This is a genomic window from Microbacterium sp. NPDC086615, from assembly GCF_040686055.1.
Classification (GTDB): Bacteria; Actinomycetota; Actinomycetes; order Actinomycetales; family Microbacteriaceae; genus Microbacterium.
Genome location: NZ_JBFBJJ010000028.1, coordinates 1 through 19176, shown reverse-complemented (window position 1 = coordinate 19176; position 19176 = coordinate 1). Strand labels below are relative to the sequence as shown.

The 19176-nt window shown below is 66.7% G+C and carries 15 protein-coding genes; 5 read left to right on the top strand and 10 right to left on the bottom strand.

Annotated features, from left to right (window positions below):
* The first annotated feature begins 379 nt into the window (after nucleotides 1-379).
* Nucleotides 380-2233: a beta-glucoside-specific PTS transporter subunit IIABC gene (locus AB0O24_RS17865; RefSeq protein WP_363376744.1), complete on the top strand. Its 1854-nt coding sequence runs from the start codon at nucleotides 380-382 to the stop codon at nucleotides 2231-2233.
* A 28-nt stretch (nucleotides 2234-2261) separates the two neighbouring features.
* Nucleotides 2262-3674: a glycoside hydrolase family 1 protein gene (locus AB0O24_RS17860; RefSeq protein ID WP_363376742.1), complete on the top strand. Its 1413-nt coding sequence runs from the start codon at nucleotides 2262-2264 to the stop codon at nucleotides 3672-3674.
* 55 nt (nucleotides 3675-3729) lie between these two features.
* Here the strand turns inward: AB0O24_RS17860 and AB0O24_RS17855 are convergent, their stop codons facing one another.
* The 9 genes from AB0O24_RS17855 to AB0O24_RS17815 form a co-directional block, all read right to left on the bottom strand.
* Nucleotides 3730-4596, bottom strand: a complete 867-nt coding sequence (locus tag AB0O24_RS17855; protein ID WP_275796066.1) for an NAD(P)-dependent oxidoreductase — start codon at nucleotides 4594-4596, stop codon at nucleotides 3730-3732.
* 24 nt (nucleotides 4597-4620) lie between these two features.
* Complete coding sequence (locus AB0O24_RS17850; RefSeq protein ID WP_275796064.1) at nucleotides 4621-5676, bottom strand: LacI family DNA-binding transcriptional regulator; 1056 nt, start codon at nucleotides 5674-5676, stop codon at nucleotides 4621-4623.
* 149 nt (nucleotides 5677-5825) lie between these two features.
* Complete coding sequence (locus AB0O24_RS17845; protein ID WP_363376739.1) at nucleotides 5826-7082, bottom strand: Xaa-Pro peptidase family protein; 1257 nt, start codon at nucleotides 7080-7082, stop codon at nucleotides 5826-5828.
* Nucleotides 7083-7383: 301 nt separating this feature from the next.
* Nucleotides 7384-7773 (bottom strand): RidA family protein, encoded by a 390-nt coding sequence (locus tag AB0O24_RS17840; protein ID WP_363376738.1) that lies wholly within the window; start codon nucleotides 7771-7773, stop codon nucleotides 7384-7386.
* A 27-nt stretch (nucleotides 7774-7800) separates the two neighbouring features.
* The gene (locus AB0O24_RS17835; protein ID WP_275800241.1) at nucleotides 7801-8364 is read right to left on the bottom strand and encodes a flavin reductase family protein; all 564 of its coding nucleotides are present in this window, start codon (nucleotides 8362-8364) and stop codon (nucleotides 7801-7803) included.
* 50 nt (nucleotides 8365-8414) lie between these two features.
* Nucleotides 8415-9617 carry an acyl-CoA dehydrogenase family protein gene (locus AB0O24_RS17830; RefSeq protein WP_275800239.1) on the bottom strand — a complete coding sequence of 401 codons (1203 nt, stop codon included), beginning with the start codon at nucleotides 9615-9617 and terminating at the stop codon, nucleotides 8415-8417.
* 64 nt (nucleotides 9618-9681) lie between these two features.
* On the bottom strand, nucleotides 9682-10608 hold the full coding sequence (locus AB0O24_RS17825) for an N-acyl homoserine lactonase family protein (protein ID WP_363376735.1): 927 nt from the start codon (nucleotides 10606-10608) through the stop codon (nucleotides 9682-9684).
* A gap of 233 nt (nucleotides 10609-10841) precedes the next feature.
* Nucleotides 10842-11510 carry a GntR family transcriptional regulator gene (locus AB0O24_RS17820; protein ID WP_363376733.1) on the bottom strand — a complete coding sequence of 223 codons (669 nt, stop codon included), beginning with the start codon at nucleotides 11508-11510 and terminating at the stop codon, nucleotides 10842-10844.
* 7 nt (nucleotides 11511-11517) lie between these two features.
* A complete protein-coding gene (locus AB0O24_RS17815; protein WP_307384579.1) occupies nucleotides 11518-12060 on the bottom strand; it encodes a VOC family protein in 543 nt (180 codons plus the stop codon).
* A gap of 157 nt (nucleotides 12061-12217) precedes the next feature.
* Here AB0O24_RS17815 and AB0O24_RS17810 point away from each other — a divergent pair, with 157 nt between their 5' ends.
* The 3 genes from AB0O24_RS17810 to AB0O24_RS17800 are packed head-to-tail and all read left to right on the top strand — an operon-like array spanning nucleotide 12218 to nucleotide 17150.
* Entirely contained in the window at nucleotides 12218-14395 is a 2178-nt protein-coding gene (locus AB0O24_RS17810; RefSeq protein WP_275800231.1) for an alpha-ketoacid dehydrogenase subunit alpha/beta, read from the top strand.
* A 2-nt stretch (nucleotides 14396-14397) separates the two neighbouring features.
* On the top strand, nucleotides 14398-15741 hold the full coding sequence (locus tag AB0O24_RS17805) for a dihydrolipoamide acetyltransferase family protein (protein ID WP_275800230.1): 1344 nt from the start codon (nucleotides 14398-14400) through the stop codon (nucleotides 15739-15741).
* 26 nt (nucleotides 15742-15767) lie between these two features.
* Nucleotides 15768-17150, top strand: coding sequence for an aldehyde dehydrogenase family protein (locus AB0O24_RS17800; RefSeq protein ID WP_275800228.1), 1383 nt, complete (start codon nucleotides 15768-15770; stop codon nucleotides 17148-17150).
* A 353-nt stretch (nucleotides 17151-17503) separates the two neighbouring features.
* Here AB0O24_RS17800 and AB0O24_RS17795 read toward each other — a convergent pair whose 3' ends face one another.
* Complete coding sequence (locus AB0O24_RS17795) at nucleotides 17504-18748, bottom strand: acyl-CoA dehydrogenase family protein (RefSeq protein WP_275800226.1); 1245 nt, start codon at nucleotides 18746-18748, stop codon at nucleotides 17504-17506.
* Between the last annotated feature and the right edge of the window lie 428 nt (nucleotides 18749-19176).

The following is a 19176-nucleotide window of genomic DNA, read 5'->3' as shown; positions in this document are numbered from 1 at the left end:
GAGGCGCCGTTTCGGGCTCGAACGGGGCGTGTCGCAGATGGTGGCCGGTCGCCGTCTCGCTCGTGCGAGCGTCCGACTGATCATCGTCGCGGTCGTCCCGCTTCACCGTATCTCCTGCTTGGAGCGGAGGTGGCGAGTACGCGAAGAGGAGTTGACGACAGGGCGTTGGCGCGTGCTATGTTCCCTGTCGTACCGGTGTGACAGCCGATGCATGAATCTTGGATTGTTACTGCGTCAGCAGGCAAAACCTGGACCCCGTCACTTTCGTGACAAAGGGGTTCAGGTTTTTTTGTTGCCCGGAAACGGTCCGATCCCTGGCCGAGAATCCGCACGGAAGCGGGACGGAGAACCGCATCGATGCGGTGGAGAGCAGAGAACCATGGATTATTCGAAGACAGCGGCCGGCGTGCTGCGCGCAGTCGGTGGTGAGGCGAACGTGCGCTCCCTCGTGCACTGCGCGACCCGGCTGCGGTTCGTGCTGGACGACGAGACGAAGGCCGACACCGCGGCGATCACGGCACTGCCGGGTGTGGTGACCGTGGCCCAGGCGGGGGGTCAGTACCAGGTCGTCATCGGCACCGATGTGCCCGACGTGTACGCCGCGATCGGAAGGATCTCGAGCCTGACGGCGGCTTCGACCGAGGCCGTCACCACGACCGGACCGCGCAAGAACCTCTTCAACCGCTTCATCTCGATGATCGCCGCGCTCTTCACGCCGCTGCTGTGGGCGCTCGCGGGCACCGGACTGTTGAAGGCGTTCCTCGCCGCCGCCGTCACGTTCGGATGGATCGACCCGCAGACCACGACCTATGTCGTGTTGAACGCGTTGGCCGACGCCTTCATCCACTTCCTGCCGCTCGCTCTCGCCTTCACCGCGGCCCGGTACTTCAAGGCGAACGAGTTCACCTCCTTCGCGATCGCGGCCGCGCTGGTGTACCCGTCGCTGTCGACGCTCACCGGTGCCGCCGACGTCACGTTCTTCGGCATCCCCTTCACGATGGTCAGCTACGTCACCAGCGTGATTCCGATCATCGTGATCGTGTGGTTGCAGAGCTATGCGGAGCGCTTCCTGTACGCCGCGCTCCCCGCCGTGCTGCGCCGGTTCGTCACGCCGATGCTCGTGGTGCTCGTCGCCGTCCCGCTGGTCTTCGTGGTCATCGGGCCCCTGTCCGCGGTCGTCAGCGGCTGGCTGGGCGGCGGCATCGCGTGGATCTTCCAGGCGGCCCCGTGGGCCGGAGGCGCGATCATGGGCGGTCTGTGGCAGATCTTCGTGATGTTCGGTCTGCACTGGGGTCTGGCGCCGCTCGCCGCGCTGGAACTGCAGGAAGCCGGACGCTCGCTCATCATCGCCCCGCTGTTCGCCTCCGTCCTCGCCCAGGGTGCCGCCGCATTCGCCGTGTTCCTGCGCACACGCAACCGCACGCTGAAGTCCCTCGCCGCCCCCGCGACACTGTCGGCCGTGCTCGCCGGCATCACCGAGCCCGCCGTCTACGGCGTGAACCTTCCGCTGAAGCGCCCGTTCGCCTTCGGCATCGTCGGCGGTGCGGTCGGTGGGGCGATGATCTCGCTGGGGGACGGCTTCACGACCGCTTTCGTCACCCCCTCCGCCCTGTCTCTCCCGGCGCTGATCGGCAACGGCGATGGCGTCGCGCTCGTCATCGGCCTGCTCGCATCCCTCGTCGTGCCGTTCGTGCTGACGCTCGTCTTCGGGTTCGCGGAGCCGGCCGAGCCGGAAACGACACCGGTCGACACCACCGACGTCGTCCTCTCCAGCCCCCTGGACGGCACCGTGATTCCCCTGAGCGAGACTCCGGATGCCGCCTTCGCGGACGGCTCGTTCGGTCCCGGTGTCGCGATCGTCCCCACCAGCGGAGCCCTGTACGCGCCGATGGATGCCACGGTGATCGCCGCCTTCCCCACCGGTCACGCGATCGGTCTGCGTCACGCCGACGGTGCGGAGGTGCTCATCCATGTCGGGATCGACACCGTCCGTCTCGGGGGGAAGCACTTCACGTTGCACGTCGCCAGTGGGCAGAGCGTGTCGCGAGGAGACCTGCTGATCGAGTTCGACCTCGCCGCCATCGCCGCTGCCGGATACGACCTGACCACCCCCGTCATCGTCACCAACGGCGACCTCTATCCCGACATCGCCGATGTGGCATCCGGCCCGCTCTCGCACGGCGAAACGCTGATGCGCGCCGTCGCGGTCGAGCAGACGGTGAGTTCCCGATGACCCCCGACACGACGCAGAAGGAAAGAGCATGACCACCACGTCATTCCCCGAGGGATTCCTCTGGGGCGGTGCCGTCGCCGCCAACCAGATCGAGGGCGCCTACGAGCAGGACGGCAAGGGACTTTCCGTGCAGGACGTGCTGCCTCAGGGGCTGCGTACGCCCCGCACCCCCGGGCCCACCCCCGACAACCTCAAGCTCGAGGCCATCGACTTCTACCACCGCTACGCGCAGGACATCGCCCTGTTCGCCGAGATGGGCTTCACGGTGTTCCGGTTCTCGATCGCGTGGAGCCGCATCTTCCCGAACGGCGACGAGGCCGAGCCGAACGAGGCCGGCCTGGCGTTCTACGATCGGGTTCTCGACGAGCTCGAGAAGTACGGAATCGAGCCGCTCGTCACGATCTCGCACTACGAGACGCCGCTGCACCTGGCCGACGAGTACGGCGGTTGGACCGACCGCCGCATGATCGGGTTCTACGAGCGGTACGCCCGCACGCTCTTCGAGCGGTACGGCCGTCGCGTGAAGTACTGGCTGACCTTCAACGAGGTCAACTCGGTGCTGCACGAGCCGTTCATGTCGGCGGGCATTCCCCCGCGCGACGACCTGACCGAGCGAGACCTGTACCAGGCCATGCACCACGAGCTCGTGGCATCCGCCCGGGCCACGCGGATCGCTCGCGAGGTCGCCCCCGGCGCTCAGGTGGGGTGCATGATCATCGCGATGCCGATCTATCCGCTCACCCCCTCGCCCGCCGACGCGCTCGCGGTGATGGAGCTGGACCACTCCAACCTCGCCTTCGGCGACGTGCACACCCGAGGGGCCTACCCCGGGTACTTCCTGCGCACGCTCCGCGAGAAGGGCATCGAGCTCGACATCACCGACGAAGACCGCGCAGACCTCCGCCACACGGTCGATTTCGTGTCGTTCAGCTACTACATGTCGGTCGCGCACACCGCCGATCCCGACAAGCTCGTGCGCGGCGAGGGCAACATCATCGGCGGCATCCCCAACCCGACGCTCCCGGCGAGCGAGTGGGGGTGGCAGATCGATCCCGTCGGACTGCGCCTGGTCATCGACCAGTTCTGGGAACGCTGGCAGAAGCCGCTCTTCGTCGTCGAGAACGGCCTCGGGGCCCGGGATGAGCTCGTCGAGATCGACGGCGTGAAGACGGTGCTCGACGACTACCGCATCGACTACCTCAACGACCACCTCGTGCAGGTGGGTGAGGCGATCGCCGACGGCGCGGAGGTGCTCGGCTACACCTCGTGGGGCTGCATCGACATCGTCAGCGCGACCACCGCGCAGATGAGCAAGCGATACGGGTACATCTACGTCGACCGCAACGACGACGGCTCCGGTTCGTTGGAGCGCTACAAGAAGAAGTCGTTCGACTGGTACGCGGAGGTCATCCGCACCAACGGCGGCTCTTTGCTCGCCTGACGATGACGCGGGGGCTCGCCGCGCTGATATCGCGACGGGCCCCCGGCACCGGCGTTCATCCCTTTCGGCGCGTGATCTCCGCCATGGCTGACCAGTCGAGCTGCGACAGTTCGGGGTCGTCGACGGTCTCTTGGAAGAGTTCGCCGAGGAGGGGAGCCGTCGGGAGAGCCGCGCCGAGTTCTCGTGCGGCGGACTGCGCGAGGGTGAGGTCTTTCAAGCCGAGCGCGGCCGAGAAACCCACGGGAAGGTAACCCCGTTCGGCGATCATCTTGCCGTAGCCGGTGTACGCGCTGCCGGTGTATGCGGCGTCGGTGAGGATCTCGATGAACGTTTCGGCGTTCACGCCGCCGCGCTCCATGAGGTTCACGGACTCCGCCAGGGCTTGGAGGGTGTGGATCAGGTTGTAATTCACGCCGATCTTCACGAGATTCGCCTGCTCGGGATCTTCTCCGAGCCACCACGTGCGCTTTCCGAGCACGCCCAAGAACGCCTCGGCGCGCTCGACCGCCGAACGGGCACCCGCGGCGACGATGTTCAGTTGGCCGCTCGCCGCGAGGTGGGGACGTCCGAGGACGGGGGCGGCGACATACTCGACACCGGTTCTGCGGTGGCGGGTTGCCAGTTCGCGCGCGGCGTCCACGCTCACGGTGGACATGTTGACGTGCACCGATCCGCTCGCCGCAGCCAGCGCCTCGTCGGTGAACACCGACAGTGCAGCGTCGTCATTGGCCAGCATTGAGAACGCCACGCCCGCGCGAAGGGCCTCGGCAGGGGTGGCCGCCGCGCGGGCGCCGGCAGCGATGAGCTGCTCGACCGCTGTCGCAGACCTGTTCCACACGAACACCGTGTGGCCGGCGTCCAAGAGCCGGTGCGCCATGGCGGCGCCCATCGTGCCGAGGCCGAGAAATCCGACGGTTGCCATGAGAACTCCAGTGAATGTGCGAGATCAGGAGGGGGAGGGGGGCGGGCAGGTGGAGCGACGTTCGACGAATTCGGGCGCGAAGGTGAGGCGTGCTGTGGGGACCTCGACACCTTCGAGGAGATCGAAAGCGATCCGGGCGCTCTGTCGTCCGACCTCGAAGCCGGGCAGGCGCACAGTCGTCAACGGCGGATCGAGGTGGTCGATGAGCGGCGCGTCGTTGTACCCGACGATCGAGATGTCTTCGGGGCAGCGCAGGCCGAGGCTGCGGACGGCATCCAGTACTCCCACGGCCATCAGGTCGTTGTGGGCGAAGATCGCGGTCGGGCGCTCAGCCTCGGGGCGGCGGAGCACGTCCTGGGCCAGACGGCGTCCCTCGTCCACCGTGCTCTCCACGGCGTACTCCCCCGTCGAGACGTCGACTACCCGGGGGTGGGCGCTCACCGCGGCGTCGAATCCGCGCGCTCGCCGGACGAACGATGAGATGCTCACGGTGCCGGGTATCTGAGCGATGCGCCGGTGACCGAGGTCGATGAGGTGGCGGGTCGCGAGACGGGCACCCTCGAAATCGTCCGGGATCACCTCGAAGTGCCCTTGATCGGCACCGTCGATGGCCTCGAAGCCACGCACCGCGAGGACGACGGGCACCTGGCTCTCGAGCTCGGTGACGAAGTCCTCGTCGTCGACCTTGACAGCGCTGAGGATGATGCAATCGACCTGGTTGCCCAGCAGGCGGGCGACGACGCCGCGCAGAATCGCAGGGTCGTCGTGCGTCTCTGCGACCAGGGGCATGTAGGTGCCCGCGCGGGCCTCATGCTCGATGCCTCGGAGGAGGGAGACGATGAAGGGGTTCGCGAGGTCGGCGACCACGACGCCGATCGTGCCCGTGCGTCCTTTACGGAGGCTCTTGGCCACGGCGTTCGTGCGGTAACCGAGTGACCTCGCTGCGGTCCGGACACGGAGCCTGGTCGCCTCGCTCACGAGGTGCGATTGGTCGTCGCTCAAGGCTCGTGAGGCTGTTGCGACGTGCACACCCGCCCCACGGGCCACGTCTTTCAAGGTCGGAACGCGTGAGTCGGCCATGTGCGCACTGTAATACGCCTTCATCGTGCCCTCGCGTCGCTCGGGCACGCCGCGTCGGGCACGGACGCGCTGCTCCGCGGCTTTCGTCTTGCGGCGCGCGCGGGTGAGCGTTTCGTGTCGGCTCGGCCGCGCGGCTTGGGGGTCGTCCATCAATAGGGGTTCGCGACGATGAGTTCTTCGGCGGGGTACTTCGTCAGCACCACCGGACCGTTGTCGGTGACGACGATCTCTTCTTCGATACGTGCGGCGGAGTAGCCGTCGCTGGCGGGACAGTACGTCTCGACGGCGAACACCATTCCGGCCTTGAGCTCTACGGGTTCGCGGTAGCTGTTCAAGCGCGAGATGATGGGCCGCTCGTGCAGGCCCAGTCCGAGTCCGTGGCAGAACTGCAGGCCGAACGCGGACAGCTCGCCATCGAAGCCCAGAGACTCGGCGGTGGGGAACAACGAGGCGATCTCGTCGGAGCCGACGCCGGGCTTGATGGCCGAGATGGCGTTGTCCATCCACTCCCGAGCCCGCGAGTACGCTGCCCGCTGCGGTCCGGTCGCCCGCCCCACGCTGAACGTGCGGTAGTAGCACGTGCGGTAGCCGTTGAATGAATGGATGATGTCGAAGAACGCTTGGTCGCCGGGCCGGATGATGCGGTCCGTGAAGTTGTGCGGGTGCGGGTTGCACCGCTCGCCCGAGATGGCGTTGATCGCTTCGACCTGATCGGATCCGTACTCGTAGAGCTTCTTCGATGCCAATGCGACGATCTCGTTCTCGCGCACCCCGGGTTTGAGCGCCTCGACGATGTCGGTATAGACGCCGTCCACCATCGCCGCGGCCTGATTCAGGAGCATGATCTCGTCGGCGCTCTTGATCTCCCGAGCATCGAGCATGTGCTGCTGAGCATCGACGACGGTGAATCCCTGCCGCTGCATTTCGAACAGGAATGGCGGTTCGACGATGTCGATCCCGACCGGCGCGTTGTGCAGGCCGAGATCTCTCAGGATGCCTTTGATCTCGGTGACGGCGTCGACCATGAGGCCGGCTGTGGGTGCCACGGCGCCTCGGAAGCCGAGAAAACCGGGGTGGTTGTGATCGTGGTTGAGCCACGGAGAGTAGAGCTGGTGGTGCTTGACGGCGGACCCGAAGTCCCACAGATGCGGTTCGCCGCCGCGGGTCAGGAGGGCGTAGCGGATCATCTTGTCACCGAGGGCGCCGCCCACCCATGACGATGTCGTGTAGCGGATGTTGTAGAAGTCGAACAGCAGGAAGGCGCCGCATTCGCTCGCTTCCAGCGCGGCCTGCGCGCGCGACAGGCGGTAGTCGCGTAGGCGGGAGAAGTCGACCCGCATCTCGTAGTCGACGCCCATCTGCCCGGGGGTCAGGAGAGGTCGGGAGGTGTTCTGGGGTTCGGCCATGGGTGGCGGCCTCTCTGTTCGTACGGCGGTAGCTCTTCGACGCTACCGCAAATTCAATCGATTGCATTGCAGGCGCGAGCGGCGCCGTGCTCGCGACGAGCGCAGCTCCCACGCTCAACGCGAGAGCGGTTCACGCGGTGCGAGCACGGTTCGCCAGCGCGGGTCCCGAGCTCGCTTCACGGCCTCGGATCGGCGATGTGCGGCGGTTTCCGGAAACGACGTTCGCGCGGGACGGATGCTCGATCCGGTTCGGGTGGAGGTGTCGCGGGCACGCACGACGGGCGTGCCCGCGACGGCGGTCTCAGCGGACGGCGGCGATGCCGTCGATCTCGATGGTGGCTCCGTTGTACAGCGAGTGCACGCCGATCACCGTGCTCGCAGACGGAGTGGTGGTGTTGACGATGGCGTTGCGCGTCTCGCGCCAGGTGAACAGCTTCTCCTGGTCGAGCTCGGTGATGTACACGTTCACGCGTACGAGGTCATCGTAGGTGACGCCCGCTGCTTTCAGCGCTCGCTCGAACTCGCCGTAGGTGAGCTCGATGGCGCGCTTGAAGTCGGTCGGAACGGACCCGTCCTCTTCGAATCCCACCTGCCCGGAGATGAAGACGAGCTCGCCCGCGGTCACGCGGGTGCTGTCGGAGATTCCCGGTACGACGGGAGCGGGGATGCGAGAGATGCGTTCGTTGGTCATGTGTTTCTCCTGTTTCCTTTCGGGGGGCTATTCGTCGCGTCCGTAGACGACGCAGAAGGGCACCGTCGCGGCCGGCAGCGCGGAGCGCTCGGACAGCGTGTGCCACTGACGGTTGTGGTAGACCAGCGGTGTCGGGTCGTGCTCTTCCGTTTCGCCGCGCGGCTTCGCCTCGATGGCTTCGACCACGATAAGGGTCGACCCGCTCGCGTCGACGCGCTGAACGATGCGCCCTCGCAGCCAGTGAGCGCCCGGGTAGTACGGTTCGCCCGTCGGGAGGCGGTCCCAGTCGACATCCGATCCGAAACGATCGACTCCGCGCTGCGCGCCGAGCTTCGCGAGCGCGAGCTGATCGGCGGCGAGCATGTGCACCACGACCGTATCGGCCCTCAGGATCGTGGGAGTGCTCGAAGACAGCGCGGAGGCGGAGAAGACGAGAGTAGGCGGTGCGATCGATACCGAGGCCACCGAACTGACCGTCATCGCGACCGGACCGTCGCCGGCGTCGGCGGTGACGATCGCCACCCCGGCCGGATGGGACCGGAACGCGTAGCGGAAATCATCTGCCGTGAGGGAGAGGGGTGTATCTGTCATGGTCATTCTTCTTGCCAATCAGTCCCGCGGTCGTTGCATGACCGGATGGTTCAGACGATGGGGAGGACGAAGCGGGCGTCGTCCTCGCGGTCGACCAGCACTCGACCGAGTGCCTCGTACCCGCTCGCGGAGAGCGTGTGGCCGTGTCGCGCCGCCGCAGCCTGATCGCGCCAGATGCGCTGCAGGGCAGACGACTCGGCGAAGCCGGCGGAGCCGTGGGCCGTGACGAGCTCGCCGATCACCTGCGTGACGGCGTCGACGATCCATCCCGCTTTCGCGCGCAACGCGATGCGCGTGGAGTAAGGGTGGTAATCGCCGCGCTCGGCGGTGCGGTAGATCTCGTCGGCCACCTGTTCGGCGAGTGCCTCCGCCGCGTCCAGGTGCACGGCGGCCTTGGCGATCGTGTACTGGAAGACGGTCGAGCTGGCTTGCCGGTCGTATCCCGTGAACGCGATCGACTTCTTGTCCGACTCCGCGATGACGAAATCCAGAGCCGCTCGCCCCATGCCGAGATGTGGACCCACCAGGTTCATGAACAGAGACGGGACGAACATGGTCCGGTATGAGGTCTCGGTGTTGGTACCGACGTACCCGCCCTCAATGGCCGCGGTGAGCCGGAAGATCCGGTGCGCGGGGACGAAGACGTCGTCGGCGATCTGCGTCACGCTCGCGGTCGATCTCATTCCGGCCACATGCCAGTCGTCTTCGAAGGTCAGCGCTGACGTCGGGATGAGTGCCACGCCCGCATCGACGATGTCGCCGACGGCGTTCTTGAGCGGTACGCCGAGCAACGACCAGCTCGCCTCACGGCTACCGGTGCCGTATGTCCATCGGCCCGTCACCCGGTAGCCGCCCTCCGTCGGCACGGCGTCGGAGGTCGTCGCCAGGACGATGGATACGAGAGCCCGCGGATCTCCGCCCTGTCCCCAGACATCGTCCTGTGCCTGATCGCTCATCAGGCTCAGCACCCAGGCGCCGGTGTTGTAGATGCCGGCCATCCACGCCAGGCTGCCATCGCCCCGTCCGATGGCGCGAGAGACCGCCTGGATGTCTCGGGTGCTGGCTGCGAGCCCGCCGAACCTCCGGGGGGCGGAGACGCGGAACGCACCCGTCGCCTCGACGGCGTCGAAGATGCGTTGCGGGACGCGCCGGGCATCGTCCGCTTCGCGTCCTGCCGCAGTGAGCTCGGGGCGCAGGGTGTCGAGCTGATCGATGATCGCAGCGATGTCGCCGCGGACGAGTGTGTCAGTCATGGGGTGCTCCTTCGCGAGATTTCGTCATGCGCGTGTGTGGGGGCGAGCCGGGGTGCGGGGCGACTCATGTCAGCAACACGGCCGCGCCCTGGGGCCGACGGGACTTCTCGTTCTCGCGGAGGTTGAGCTCCGTGATGGAGTTGCCGGTGGGGGAGAGCCAGGAGTTGTGACGCAGGGCGTACTCGGGGTCGTGCCCGGGGATGATGCGGCTCGTCTCGTTCTTCAATTCCTCCTGCATGGTCCGGTAAGTGCTGATGAGGTTGAACGAGTTGCCCTGTACGTAGCCGGGGGCCCACATGCTCTCGATGTTGGAGTACCAGTACACGACGTCGCCGGCGGCGACGAAGGGGCCGTTGCGGGTCTGGATCTTGAACCACTGCGAACCGAAGGTGTGCGTGTCCTTGGCGAGACGTGCGGTGACACCGGGGATGATCTCCTGGTCGCCGTGGACGAACTTGATGCGTCCCTCGGCCAATCCCTGCGCCGCCTTCGCCAGGTCTACGGGATCGAAGGAGGAGAACACCCATGCCTTCTGTTCGTCGCTCGACATGCCGTTTGCCATGTCGAGCGCCGCGGACCAGCCGGTGAACTCTTCGAACTGGACGTAGAGGGTGGCGTTGGGAAAAGCTTCGAAGTTGCCGACGTGGTCGAAGTGCATGTGCGAGACGAGGATGATCTCGACGTCCTCGGGACGGATGCCGACTTGGCCGAGCACCTGCGTGGGGTTCTCCCAGTTCCACAAGGGGTAGCGCTCGAGCCAGTAGTCGTCACGGAATCCGCAGTCGACGAGCGCGACGTGCTGCTTGCCGCCCACTTCGCCGCCGACGAGGAGTGTGTAGAGCATGGGGACGCGCACCATGCCCTTATTGCTGAAGACGCCCGAACCGCCGAAGAAGTCGTGGGGCATCTCGCCGTGGCAGTACTCGAGGGTGTAGATCGAGTAGTCGGTGTCGAGCGTGGAGGCGAACTTGGTGGAACCGGTGCTGCTCATGAGACTCCCTTGTGTGATGAAACAGGCTGTCGGATGGAGGAGGAGGATCGTCGCGCCAGCCGTTTCTGCAAACGATTGCTAAGCGCGATGTTAGGAAGCGAATATTGCCGTGATGTTTCCGTGCCGTGCCGAAATGCGTCGGTTTCCGCTGCCTCGGAGGTCGGGCGGATCAGGGCAGGCCGGGGGCGCGCCGCGCGAGGGGATGTCGGCCTCCCGTGGCGTTGTAGCGCGGTCTACGGATCGAACACCTCCGGATGCCGGACGAGTTCCAGTCGGCTGCGACGGATGTGCCTCGTGAGCACGTGTTCGGCCTCGTCGACGTCTCGGCGGCGAAGAGCCCCGACGAGGAGATGGTGGTCGTGGTGTACCGCTCCGTCGCCTTCGAGGGAGAGCAGTCGTGTGGCCTCGCGGCGGTAACGCTGAGTGCGGTTCCAGAGACGGATCACGGTGTCGCCGAGAACCGTCGTGTCGGCAGCTTGCAGGCTCGTGAGATGGAACTCGCGGTCGAGTGCGAGGAAGCGCTCGACGTCATCGGTCGTCTGCATCTCGTGCGCAAGGCTCGTCAGGTGATCGATCACGTCGTCGGTGAGGTTCGGCGCGCTGAGGCGGAGGAGGAGCGGCTCCAGTCGCTCTCGCATCCAGTACATCTCCTCGCAGTCGGCGACCGACAGCGTCGAGACCCAGGCGCCGGTGTTGGGCACGATCGTGACGAGTCCCTCTGCTTCGAGGGTCCTGAGGGCCTCGCGCACGGGAACCCGGCTCGCGCCGAGATGATCGGCGAGATCGTCCTGGCGGAAGCGTTCCCCCGGCGCGTACTTGCCGGAGAGGATCGCGTCGCGGAGCGTCGCTGCCACGCGCGCACCGGTCACGCCGTGCGATGGCGATGTGGTGATCATCGACATGTCGGCCTCATCGATCGGGGTGGGCTGCATGCCAGAGCAGTCGCGGAGCTCCCTGCTCGTACGCCTTGCCCTCCGGGAAGCTCACCAGCTCGAACTGCAGACCCCAGGGGCTGCGGAAGTAGATCCAGCGCTGACCCCGCGCGGCCTGCGCGCTCGCGGTGGGCGCACCCATCACCTCGACGCCGTTCTCGTGCAGATAACGCACCGCTTCGTCGAGGTCATCGACGTAGAAGGCGATGTGATATCCGCCGATGTCGCTGTTGCGCGGTTGCGGGGCTTGGCCGTCGACCGCCTCGTAGAGGAAGACCTCGAAGTTGGCGCCGTGTCCGAGGCGGTAGAACCGGATTTCGCGGATGACCGTGCGCGGGTGGACGCCGAGGTGCGTGTGCATCCACTCGTCGTCGGCGCGCTTCGGCCCCAGATCGTAGACCCGGTCGCAGCCGAGGATGTCGACCAGGAAGCGCTCCGCTTCGTCGAGGTCGGGCACGGTGAAGCCGATGTGGTCGGTTCCGCGAATGCCGGGAATTCCCCGGTGCACGATCGGTGTCACGCCTCGACTCCTCTGTCGCTCGTCATTGGATACATGGCATCCGCTGGACATGCTACGCGAGGCGCATCCAGAACTGCAATCGTTTGTATTGGATACGATGTTGCACTATCGTCCTTCCACAGCGGTCCGCCGACCGCGGTGAGAGGAATGGGCGAAGATGCCAAAGAAGAAGCGCCTTCGGACCGGTGTCGACTGGTTCGAGCTGGCGACGACGACAGCCGACTGGGACGCAGCCGACCCGTCGCTGCTCGGGACGATGCTCAGCCAGCTGCACCTGATCCGCGCCTTCGAGGAGACCGTCCTCGAGATCGCGGGAGAGGGACTGGTCCACGGGCCGGCCCACTCGAGCATCGGGCAGGAGGGCGGAGCCGTAGGCTCGATCGTGGGCCTGCGCTCCACGGATGGCGTGAATGGATCCCATCGCGGACACCACCAGTTCCTCGCCAAGGCTCTGACCCACGTGACGGGGGGCGTCATCGACCCCGCCCAGGCTGTCCCGGTCGACGTACAGACTGTCCTCCAGCGCACGCTGGCCGAGATCCTCGGGCTGGCGCAGGGCTACTGCCACGGGCGCGGCGGGTCGATGCACCTGCAATGGTTCGAAGCGGGAGCGCTCGGCACCAACGCCATCGTCGGCGGTGGCGCGCCCATGGCGACCGGCAACGCGTGGGCGCAGAAGCACTCTGGCACGACGGATCTCACCGTCAACTATTTCGGCGACGGCGCGGCGCAGATCGGCTCGGTTCTCGAGTCCATGAACCTCGCGGCGGCGTGGAAGCTGCCGGTGTGCTTCTTCGTCGAGAACAACCTGTACGCCGTGTCGACCCGTGCGGACGAGATCACCGCGGATCCCCGCTTCTCCGTGCGCGGTCAGGGCTTCGGCATCCCGTCCTGGCGCGTGGACGGCATGGATCCCCTTGCGGTGCATCTGGCTATGGAAGAAGCGTCCGAGCGGATGCGTTCCGGCGAGGGGCCGGCTGTCGTCGAGGCCGAGGTCTACCGCTTCTTCCACCAGAACGGTGCCTACCCCGGTAGTGCCTTCGGGTATCGCAGCAAAGGTGAAGAGGCCGCGTGGCGTCTTCGCGATCCGCTCGATCTCGTCGCCCGCCACATGATCCGTCGCGAACTCATCGATGACGCGGGAGTGAAGGCGCTGCGCGAACGCGTGCAGCAAGCGATGACGGATGCCGCGGCGCAGCTCCTCGAGAGCGACCCCGACCGCCCGGGCAAGCGGCGCATCCGGCCGGAGCTCTGGCCGGAACCGAGCTTCGTCAATGTCGGCGTGCGCGGCGACGCGAGTGAACTGCAAGACCTGCCGCGCCCGCCCGAGACCGGCGCTCGCCGTTCGCTGAAGTTCATCGACGCCGTGGCGCAGGTCATGGACCGCCGGATGCAGGTCGACCCCCGCATCGTTGTGATGGGAGAAGACGTGCACCGCCTCAATGGCGGAACGAACGGAGCCACGAAGGGGCTCGCGAAGAAGTACGGCGACGAGCGCATCCTCGGCACACCGATCAGCGAGAACGCCTTCGTCGGCCTCGCCGGCGGTCTGGCGCTCGACGGTCGCTACCGTCCGGTCGTGGAGTTCATGTACCCCGACTTCATGTGGGTCGCCGCCGACCAGGTGTTCAACCAGATCGGCAAGGCGCGGCACATGTTCGGAGGCGACAACCCCGTTCCTCTCGTGCTGCGGACCAAGGTCGCGATGGGCTCAGGGTACGGTTCGCAGCACCTGATGGACCCCGCCGGGATCTTCGCCACGAGCCCGGGGTGGCGGATCGTCGCGGCATCGAACGCCTCGGACTACGTCGGGCTGATGAACGCCGCTCTCGCTCTGCAGGACCCGGTCCTCGTGATCGAGCACGTCGATCTCTACGGCGCGGCGGACGAGGTGCCCGAGGGCGACCTCGACTATGTCATCCCGCCGGGATCGGCGGCCGTTGTCCGCGAGGGGGCGGACGTCACGGTTCTGTCGTATCTCTCGATGGTCGCGCACACCAAAGAGGCGATCGAGCGGACCGGCATCGACGCGGAGCTCATCGACCTGCGCTGGCTGGACCGCGCCTCCCTCGACTGGGAGACGATCGGCGAGAGCATTCGAAAGACGAACGCCGTGCTGATCGTCGAACAGGGTGCCCAGGGCACGTCGTACGGCGCGTGGCTGGCGGACGAGATCCAGCGCAGGTTCTTCGACTGGCTGGACCAGCCCGTCGCGCGGGTCACCGGAGAAGAGGCGTCCCCCAGCATCTCGCGCGTGTTGGAGAGGGCCGCGATCGCCGGCACCGAAGAGGTTGTCGCCGGTCTCGAAGCAGTCCGCCGCGGATTCGGAGGCTGATCATGGTCGAGATCATCCGGATGCCAGAGATCCTCGCCGGTGCAGAGGAAGCGGCTGTGCAGTCGTGGCTCGTCACGCCCGGTACGTCCGTCGTGCGGGAGCAACCCATCGCCGAGATCGAAACGGACAAGGCCAGCGTGGAATTGACCGCCGAGGCCGACGGCACGATCGGACGCCTCCTCGTCGCCGACGGTGACAGCGTGGCCGTGGGTGATCCCCTCTTCATTCTGCTCGGCGAAGGGGAGAGCGACGAGGACATCGACCGAGCCCTGTCCGTCCTCGGGCTGGGTGAGCTCCCCGCAGAGGTGGCCTCCGAGATCAGCGCTTCGTCTGCGACGGAGTCCGTCGAGTCGGCCGCCGCGTCGCAAACCGTCGCGCCGCAAACCGCCGCGTCTCAACCCGCGGCGGACGACGCACCCGATCCGGGACGACGGCTCATCGCCACCCCGCTGGTGCGGCGACTGGCCGTGCAGCACGCCGTGTCACTCGCGGATGTGCGGGGGACGGGGCCGAACGGTCGCATCGTTCGGCGCGACTTCGAGGCCCACCTCGCCCAGCGGGCGTCGGAGGCCGCCTCGAAGACCGAGCGTCCTGTGGCGACCACCGCTGCCGCGGCGGCGCCGATCGGCGTCACGGCGCCGCCTGCCTCGGCATCCGCCCGGCCCGGGTGGGACGACGTCCCCCTCGATCGCATGCGAAAGGCGATCGCTCGGCGTTTGACGGAGAGCAAGTCGACGGTGCCGCACTTCTACCTCGTCGCCGACTGCCGTGTCGACGCGCTGATGGACTTGCGCGCACAGGTCAACCGCAGCGCACCGCGCAAGATCTCCGTCAACGACTTGGTCGTGAAAGCGGTTGCGACGGCGCTGATGGAGGTTCCGCAGGCCAACGCGATCTGGAACGGCGACAGCATCCGTCGCTTCTCGTCAGCGGACGTTTCTGTCGCCGTCGCAACGGCGGGGGGTCTCACGACCCCTGTCGTTCGAGGGATCGAGAAGATGTCGCTCACTCAGGTCAGTGCGACCATCGCCGACCTGGCGAATCGTGCGCGCGAAGGGCGACTGAAGCAGGCGGAGATCGAGGGGGGCAGCTTCTCGGTGTCGAACCTCGGCATGTACGACATCTCCCAGTTCAGCGCGATCCTGAACCCGCCGCAATCGGGCATCCTCGCCGTCGGTGCCGCGCGCCGGATACCGCTCGTCGATGCCGACGGCCAGCTCGCTGTCGGTCAGGTCATGACCGTGACGCTCTCGGCCGATCACCGAGTGCTCGACGGCGCGGTCGCGGCCCAGTGGCTCGCGGCATTCCAACGTGCCGTCGAGAATCCGCTGGCGATCCTCATCTGACCAGACCGAACCGAAGGAAGAAGACCATGCCGACCATTCGCAGCATCGATCCCACGACGGGGCACGAACTGGCAGCATTCGACGAGGACGACGCCGACGTCGTCGAGCGCAAGCTCGCCGCAGCCCGTGCGGCGGTTCCGCTGCTGGCCGCAGCGGGGTGGGCGCGCCGCGCGGATTTCATGAACGTCGCGGCCGACCTGCTGGAGGCCGACCTCGAGAGCGTCGCCCGGCTCATCACCGACGAGATGGGCAAGCCCCTCGCGCAGTCTCGCGCGGAGGTGGGCAAGTCCGCCTACGCGATGCGGTACTACGCCGAGCACGCCGAGGAATTCCTCACCGGGCGTAGCCTCGACGCACCCTCCGCTGTGGGGGCCACGCGTGCGGGTACGCGGTTCGACCCCCTCGGCGTGGTGCTGGCTGTCATGCCGTGGAACTATCCCATCTGGCAGGTCGTGCGCTTCGCTGCACCCGCGCTGATGGCGGGCAATGCCGGCATCCTGAAGCACGCCTCCAATGTTCCTCAGGCGGCGCTTTATCTGGGCGATCTGTTCACTCGGGCGGGGTTCCCCCCGGGATCGTTCTCGACCCTCTTGATCAACTCCTCACGGGTCGCAGCCGTCATCCGCGATCCTCGGGTCGCGGCCGTCACCCTGACGGGGTCGGAGAACGCGGGACGCTCGATCGCGGCGACGGCCGGCGACGTGCTCAAGAAGGCCGTCCTCGAGCTCGGGGGCTCCGATCCCTTCGTCGTCATGCCCTCGGCCGATCTCGATGCCGCCGCTGACACCGCGGTCCGTGCCCGCACCAGCAACAACGGCCAGGCGTGCATCAACGCGAAGCGCTTCATCGTGCACACCGACGTCTACGAGGCGTTCGTCCACAGGTTCGCTGAGCGGATGGCGGCACTACGCGTCGGCGATCCGCATGAGGAGACCACGGATATCGGACCCCTGGCGACCTCGTCGGGTCGCGACGATATCGTCGGTCTCGTCGAAGACGCCCGGTCGAAGGGCGCGGAGATCATCGTGGGCGGCTCTGTCGACCCCGAGATCGAGGGGTGGTTCTACCCGCCGACCGTGATCGCGGGAGTCACCCCGCAGATGCGGCTGTTCACCGAAGAGGCGTTCGGCCCGGTGGCCAGCGTCTACGAGGCCACGTCGCTGGACCATGCGCTCGCGATCGCCAATGGGCTCGATTACGGGCTGGGCTCGGCCTTCTGGAGCACGGACGAGCACGAGATCGAGCGGGCGATCGAGGGGATCGAGTCGGGCGCGGTGTTCGTCAACGGCATGACGATCTCGTACCCCGAACTCCCCTTCGGCGGCATCAAGCGGTCAGGGTATGGGCGTGAGCTCTCGCTCGAGGGGATCCGCGAGTTCTGCAACCTGAAGACCGTCTGGGTCGCCTGAGTCTCGCCGTGGCGCGGTGAGCTGCGTCGCGACGACTCGCCATGGGTGTCGACGGGACCTTCGAGCGCAAAGGGGAGCACGACTCCTCTCGCTCGGAGGTCCTCGTCGTTCTTGCCGGAGGCCAGCGGGTCGCGCCGCTCCCGGACGCGCGTGGCGACCGTACAGCGGGTGCGCCCCGGGTCGCGTCGAGGTCGTGCTCTGCCCGTGGCAGCCGCGCGATGCGCCGCGGTGCCGCGTCGACGCTTCGTGCGCGGCCGGCGGCCTCGACGTGCCTCAGCGGTCGGGCATCCGGGCAGACCGAAGCCCCCGGGCGACGCCGGAGGCGACGACCGGGGGCTTCGGCAGACCAGTGCTCAGAAGGGCTGCACGGGATCCTCGACGCCGAAGAGCACCTTGCCGTAGACCTCGGCACCGATTTCGGGGTGCACGAGGGCGTGGCGGCTCGCGGTCTCGCTGTTACGCCAGAAGCGCTGGAGCGGGTTGATCTCGGCGAAGCTGAAGGCGCCGGTGATGCTGAGGCACCGGTTGATGGCCTTGCGAGACAGGGCAGCCGCCTGACCGTTGTCCATACGAGCACGGGCACGCTCTGCGATCGTCATCGGACGACGGTCACGTGCGGCCGCGTCGATCGCGGCGGCGGTGCGGACGGCGAGGAAGTACGCCTGATCCGCCTCCGACTGGGCCTTCGCCAGCTCGATCTGGTGCACGACGGAGTTCTTGGCGTGCTGGTAGACCGAGTACGTGACGGCCTTCTCGCCCGAGGCGATCGTCAGGTCGATCGCGCCGCGGGCCATACCGATCTGCACCGAGCTCAGAATGATCTCGGCGACCGGTACGAACGAGGCGTGGTAGTTGTCTTCTTCGGCCCACACGCGCGGGTACTGCTCGGCGGCGAAGTTGCCGATGGGCTCGATGCGGTGGTCCGGAATGAAGACGTCCTCGACGACGAGGGTGTTCGAGCCGGTCCCGCGCATGCCCACGGTGTGCCAGGTGTCACGGATCGTCGCGTCGGACTTGGGGATGAGCACGAGCGAGTTGACGGGCAGGCCGTTCTCATCGGTGTCGGTACGCACCGGCACGATCGACCAGTCGGCGTAAAGGGAACCAGTGGAGTATCCCCACTCGCCCGACACGCGGATGCCACCCTCGACACGCTCGAACTTCTTCGTCGAGTTCGCCTGCATGAAGGGGCCGCCGGGCGAGAGCACCGCCGACACGAGGGAACGGGGGTTCGCCCCGAACACATCCTCCTGCGCCTGTTCGGAGAAGAGGGTGGCGAACCATGTCGAGGAGTTCAGCAGCGCCGACACCCAGCCCGTGGCGCCGTCGGCACGGCCGATCTCGGAGACGGCGTCGATGAATGTGCGGAAGTTCGCGCCGTACCCGCCCCACCGCTCGGGGATCGAGATGTGAAGGAGGCCGGCATCCTTCATCGCCTCGATGACCTCGTCGGCGACGCGACGGTTCTTCTCTCCCTGCTCCGCGTATTCGCGGATGAGAGGCTGCATCGCTCGCGCCTTCGCGACGATGTCATAATCAGGCCCGGGAGCGCCGAAAAATGCGTCCATGGTCTGCGCTTCTTTCAGTGAGGTGCTCACTATCACTCTCCTAACGAGGATGCGTCGACGTAGGTGTCGCGCTTGTGCAAACGATTGCTGTGCACTGATGTTATAGCGATCATCGTTACTTCGGTGTTTCGAATTCTGGACTTTTTTGGCAGCCCGTCGCCCCCTCACCCGATTCGATCCATCAGAGCCGTCGCTCTTGCGTTCTCGTCCACACCTGCTACAGTCGCGTTCGTGCGCCGACGGGGCGCACCCGGTTGGGATTGTTACGGATACACCGGCAAGACCCAAGCTCGATGAGTCGCTTCGCGGCTCGTATAGAGCTTGGGTCTCTTTTTTTTGCCCTTCGGGCGGCTGCAAAACCGTGGCTTATAGGCAAGAACGTGTGGATGGCTCGGGCGTGTCAGCTCCGTCCTGCCCATCCGGTTCGGATCCAGAGGCCTTCCTCGGCGGTGACGGCG

What these genes read in the sequence shown, in the direction of transcription:
- AB0O24_RS17865 (WP_363376744.1), top strand. Translation starts at nt 380, where the DNA reads ATGGATTATTCGAAGACAGCGGCCGGCGTGCTGCGCGCAGTCGGTGGT.
- AB0O24_RS17860 (WP_363376742.1), top strand. Translation starts at nt 2,262, where the DNA reads ATGACCACCACGTCATTCCCCGAGGGATTCCTCTGGGGCGGTGCCGTC.
- AB0O24_RS17855 (WP_275796066.1), bottom strand. Translation starts at nt 4,596, where the DNA reads ATGGCAACCGTCGGATTTCTCGGCCTCGGCACGATGGGCGCCGCCATG.
- AB0O24_RS17850 (WP_275796064.1), bottom strand. Translation starts at nt 5,676, where the DNA reads ATGGCCGACTCACGCGTTCCGACCTTGAAAGACGTGGCCCGTGGGGCG.
- AB0O24_RS17845 (WP_363376739.1), bottom strand. Translation starts at nt 7,082, where the DNA reads ATGGCCGAACCCCAGAACACCTCCCGACCTCTCCTGACCCCCGGGCAG.
- AB0O24_RS17840 (WP_363376738.1), bottom strand. Translation starts at nt 7,773, where the DNA reads ATGACCAACGAACGCATCTCTCGCATCCCCGCTCCCGTCGTACCGGGA.
- AB0O24_RS17835 (WP_275800241.1), bottom strand. Translation starts at nt 8,364, where the DNA reads ATGACAGATACACCCCTCTCCCTCACGGCAGATGATTTCCGCTACGCG.
- AB0O24_RS17830 (WP_275800239.1), bottom strand. Translation starts at nt 9,617, where the DNA reads ATGACTGACACACTCGTCCGCGGCGACATCGCTGCGATCATCGATCAG.
- AB0O24_RS17825 (WP_363376735.1), bottom strand. Translation starts at nt 10,608, where the DNA reads ATGAGCAGCACCGGTTCCACCAAGTTCGCCTCCACGCTCGACACCGAC.
- AB0O24_RS17820 (WP_363376733.1), bottom strand. Translation starts at nt 11,510, where the DNA reads ATGTCGATGATCACCACATCGCCATCGCACGGCGTGACCGGTGCGCGC.
- AB0O24_RS17810 (WP_275800231.1), top strand. Translation starts at nt 12,218, where the DNA reads ATGCCAAAGAAGAAGCGCCTTCGGACCGGTGTCGACTGGTTCGAGCTG.
- AB0O24_RS17805 (WP_275800230.1), top strand. Translation starts at nt 14,398, where the DNA reads ATGGTCGAGATCATCCGGATGCCAGAGATCCTCGCCGGTGCAGAGGAA.
- AB0O24_RS17800 (WP_275800228.1), top strand. Translation starts at nt 15,768, where the DNA reads ATGCCGACCATTCGCAGCATCGATCCCACGACGGGGCACGAACTGGCA.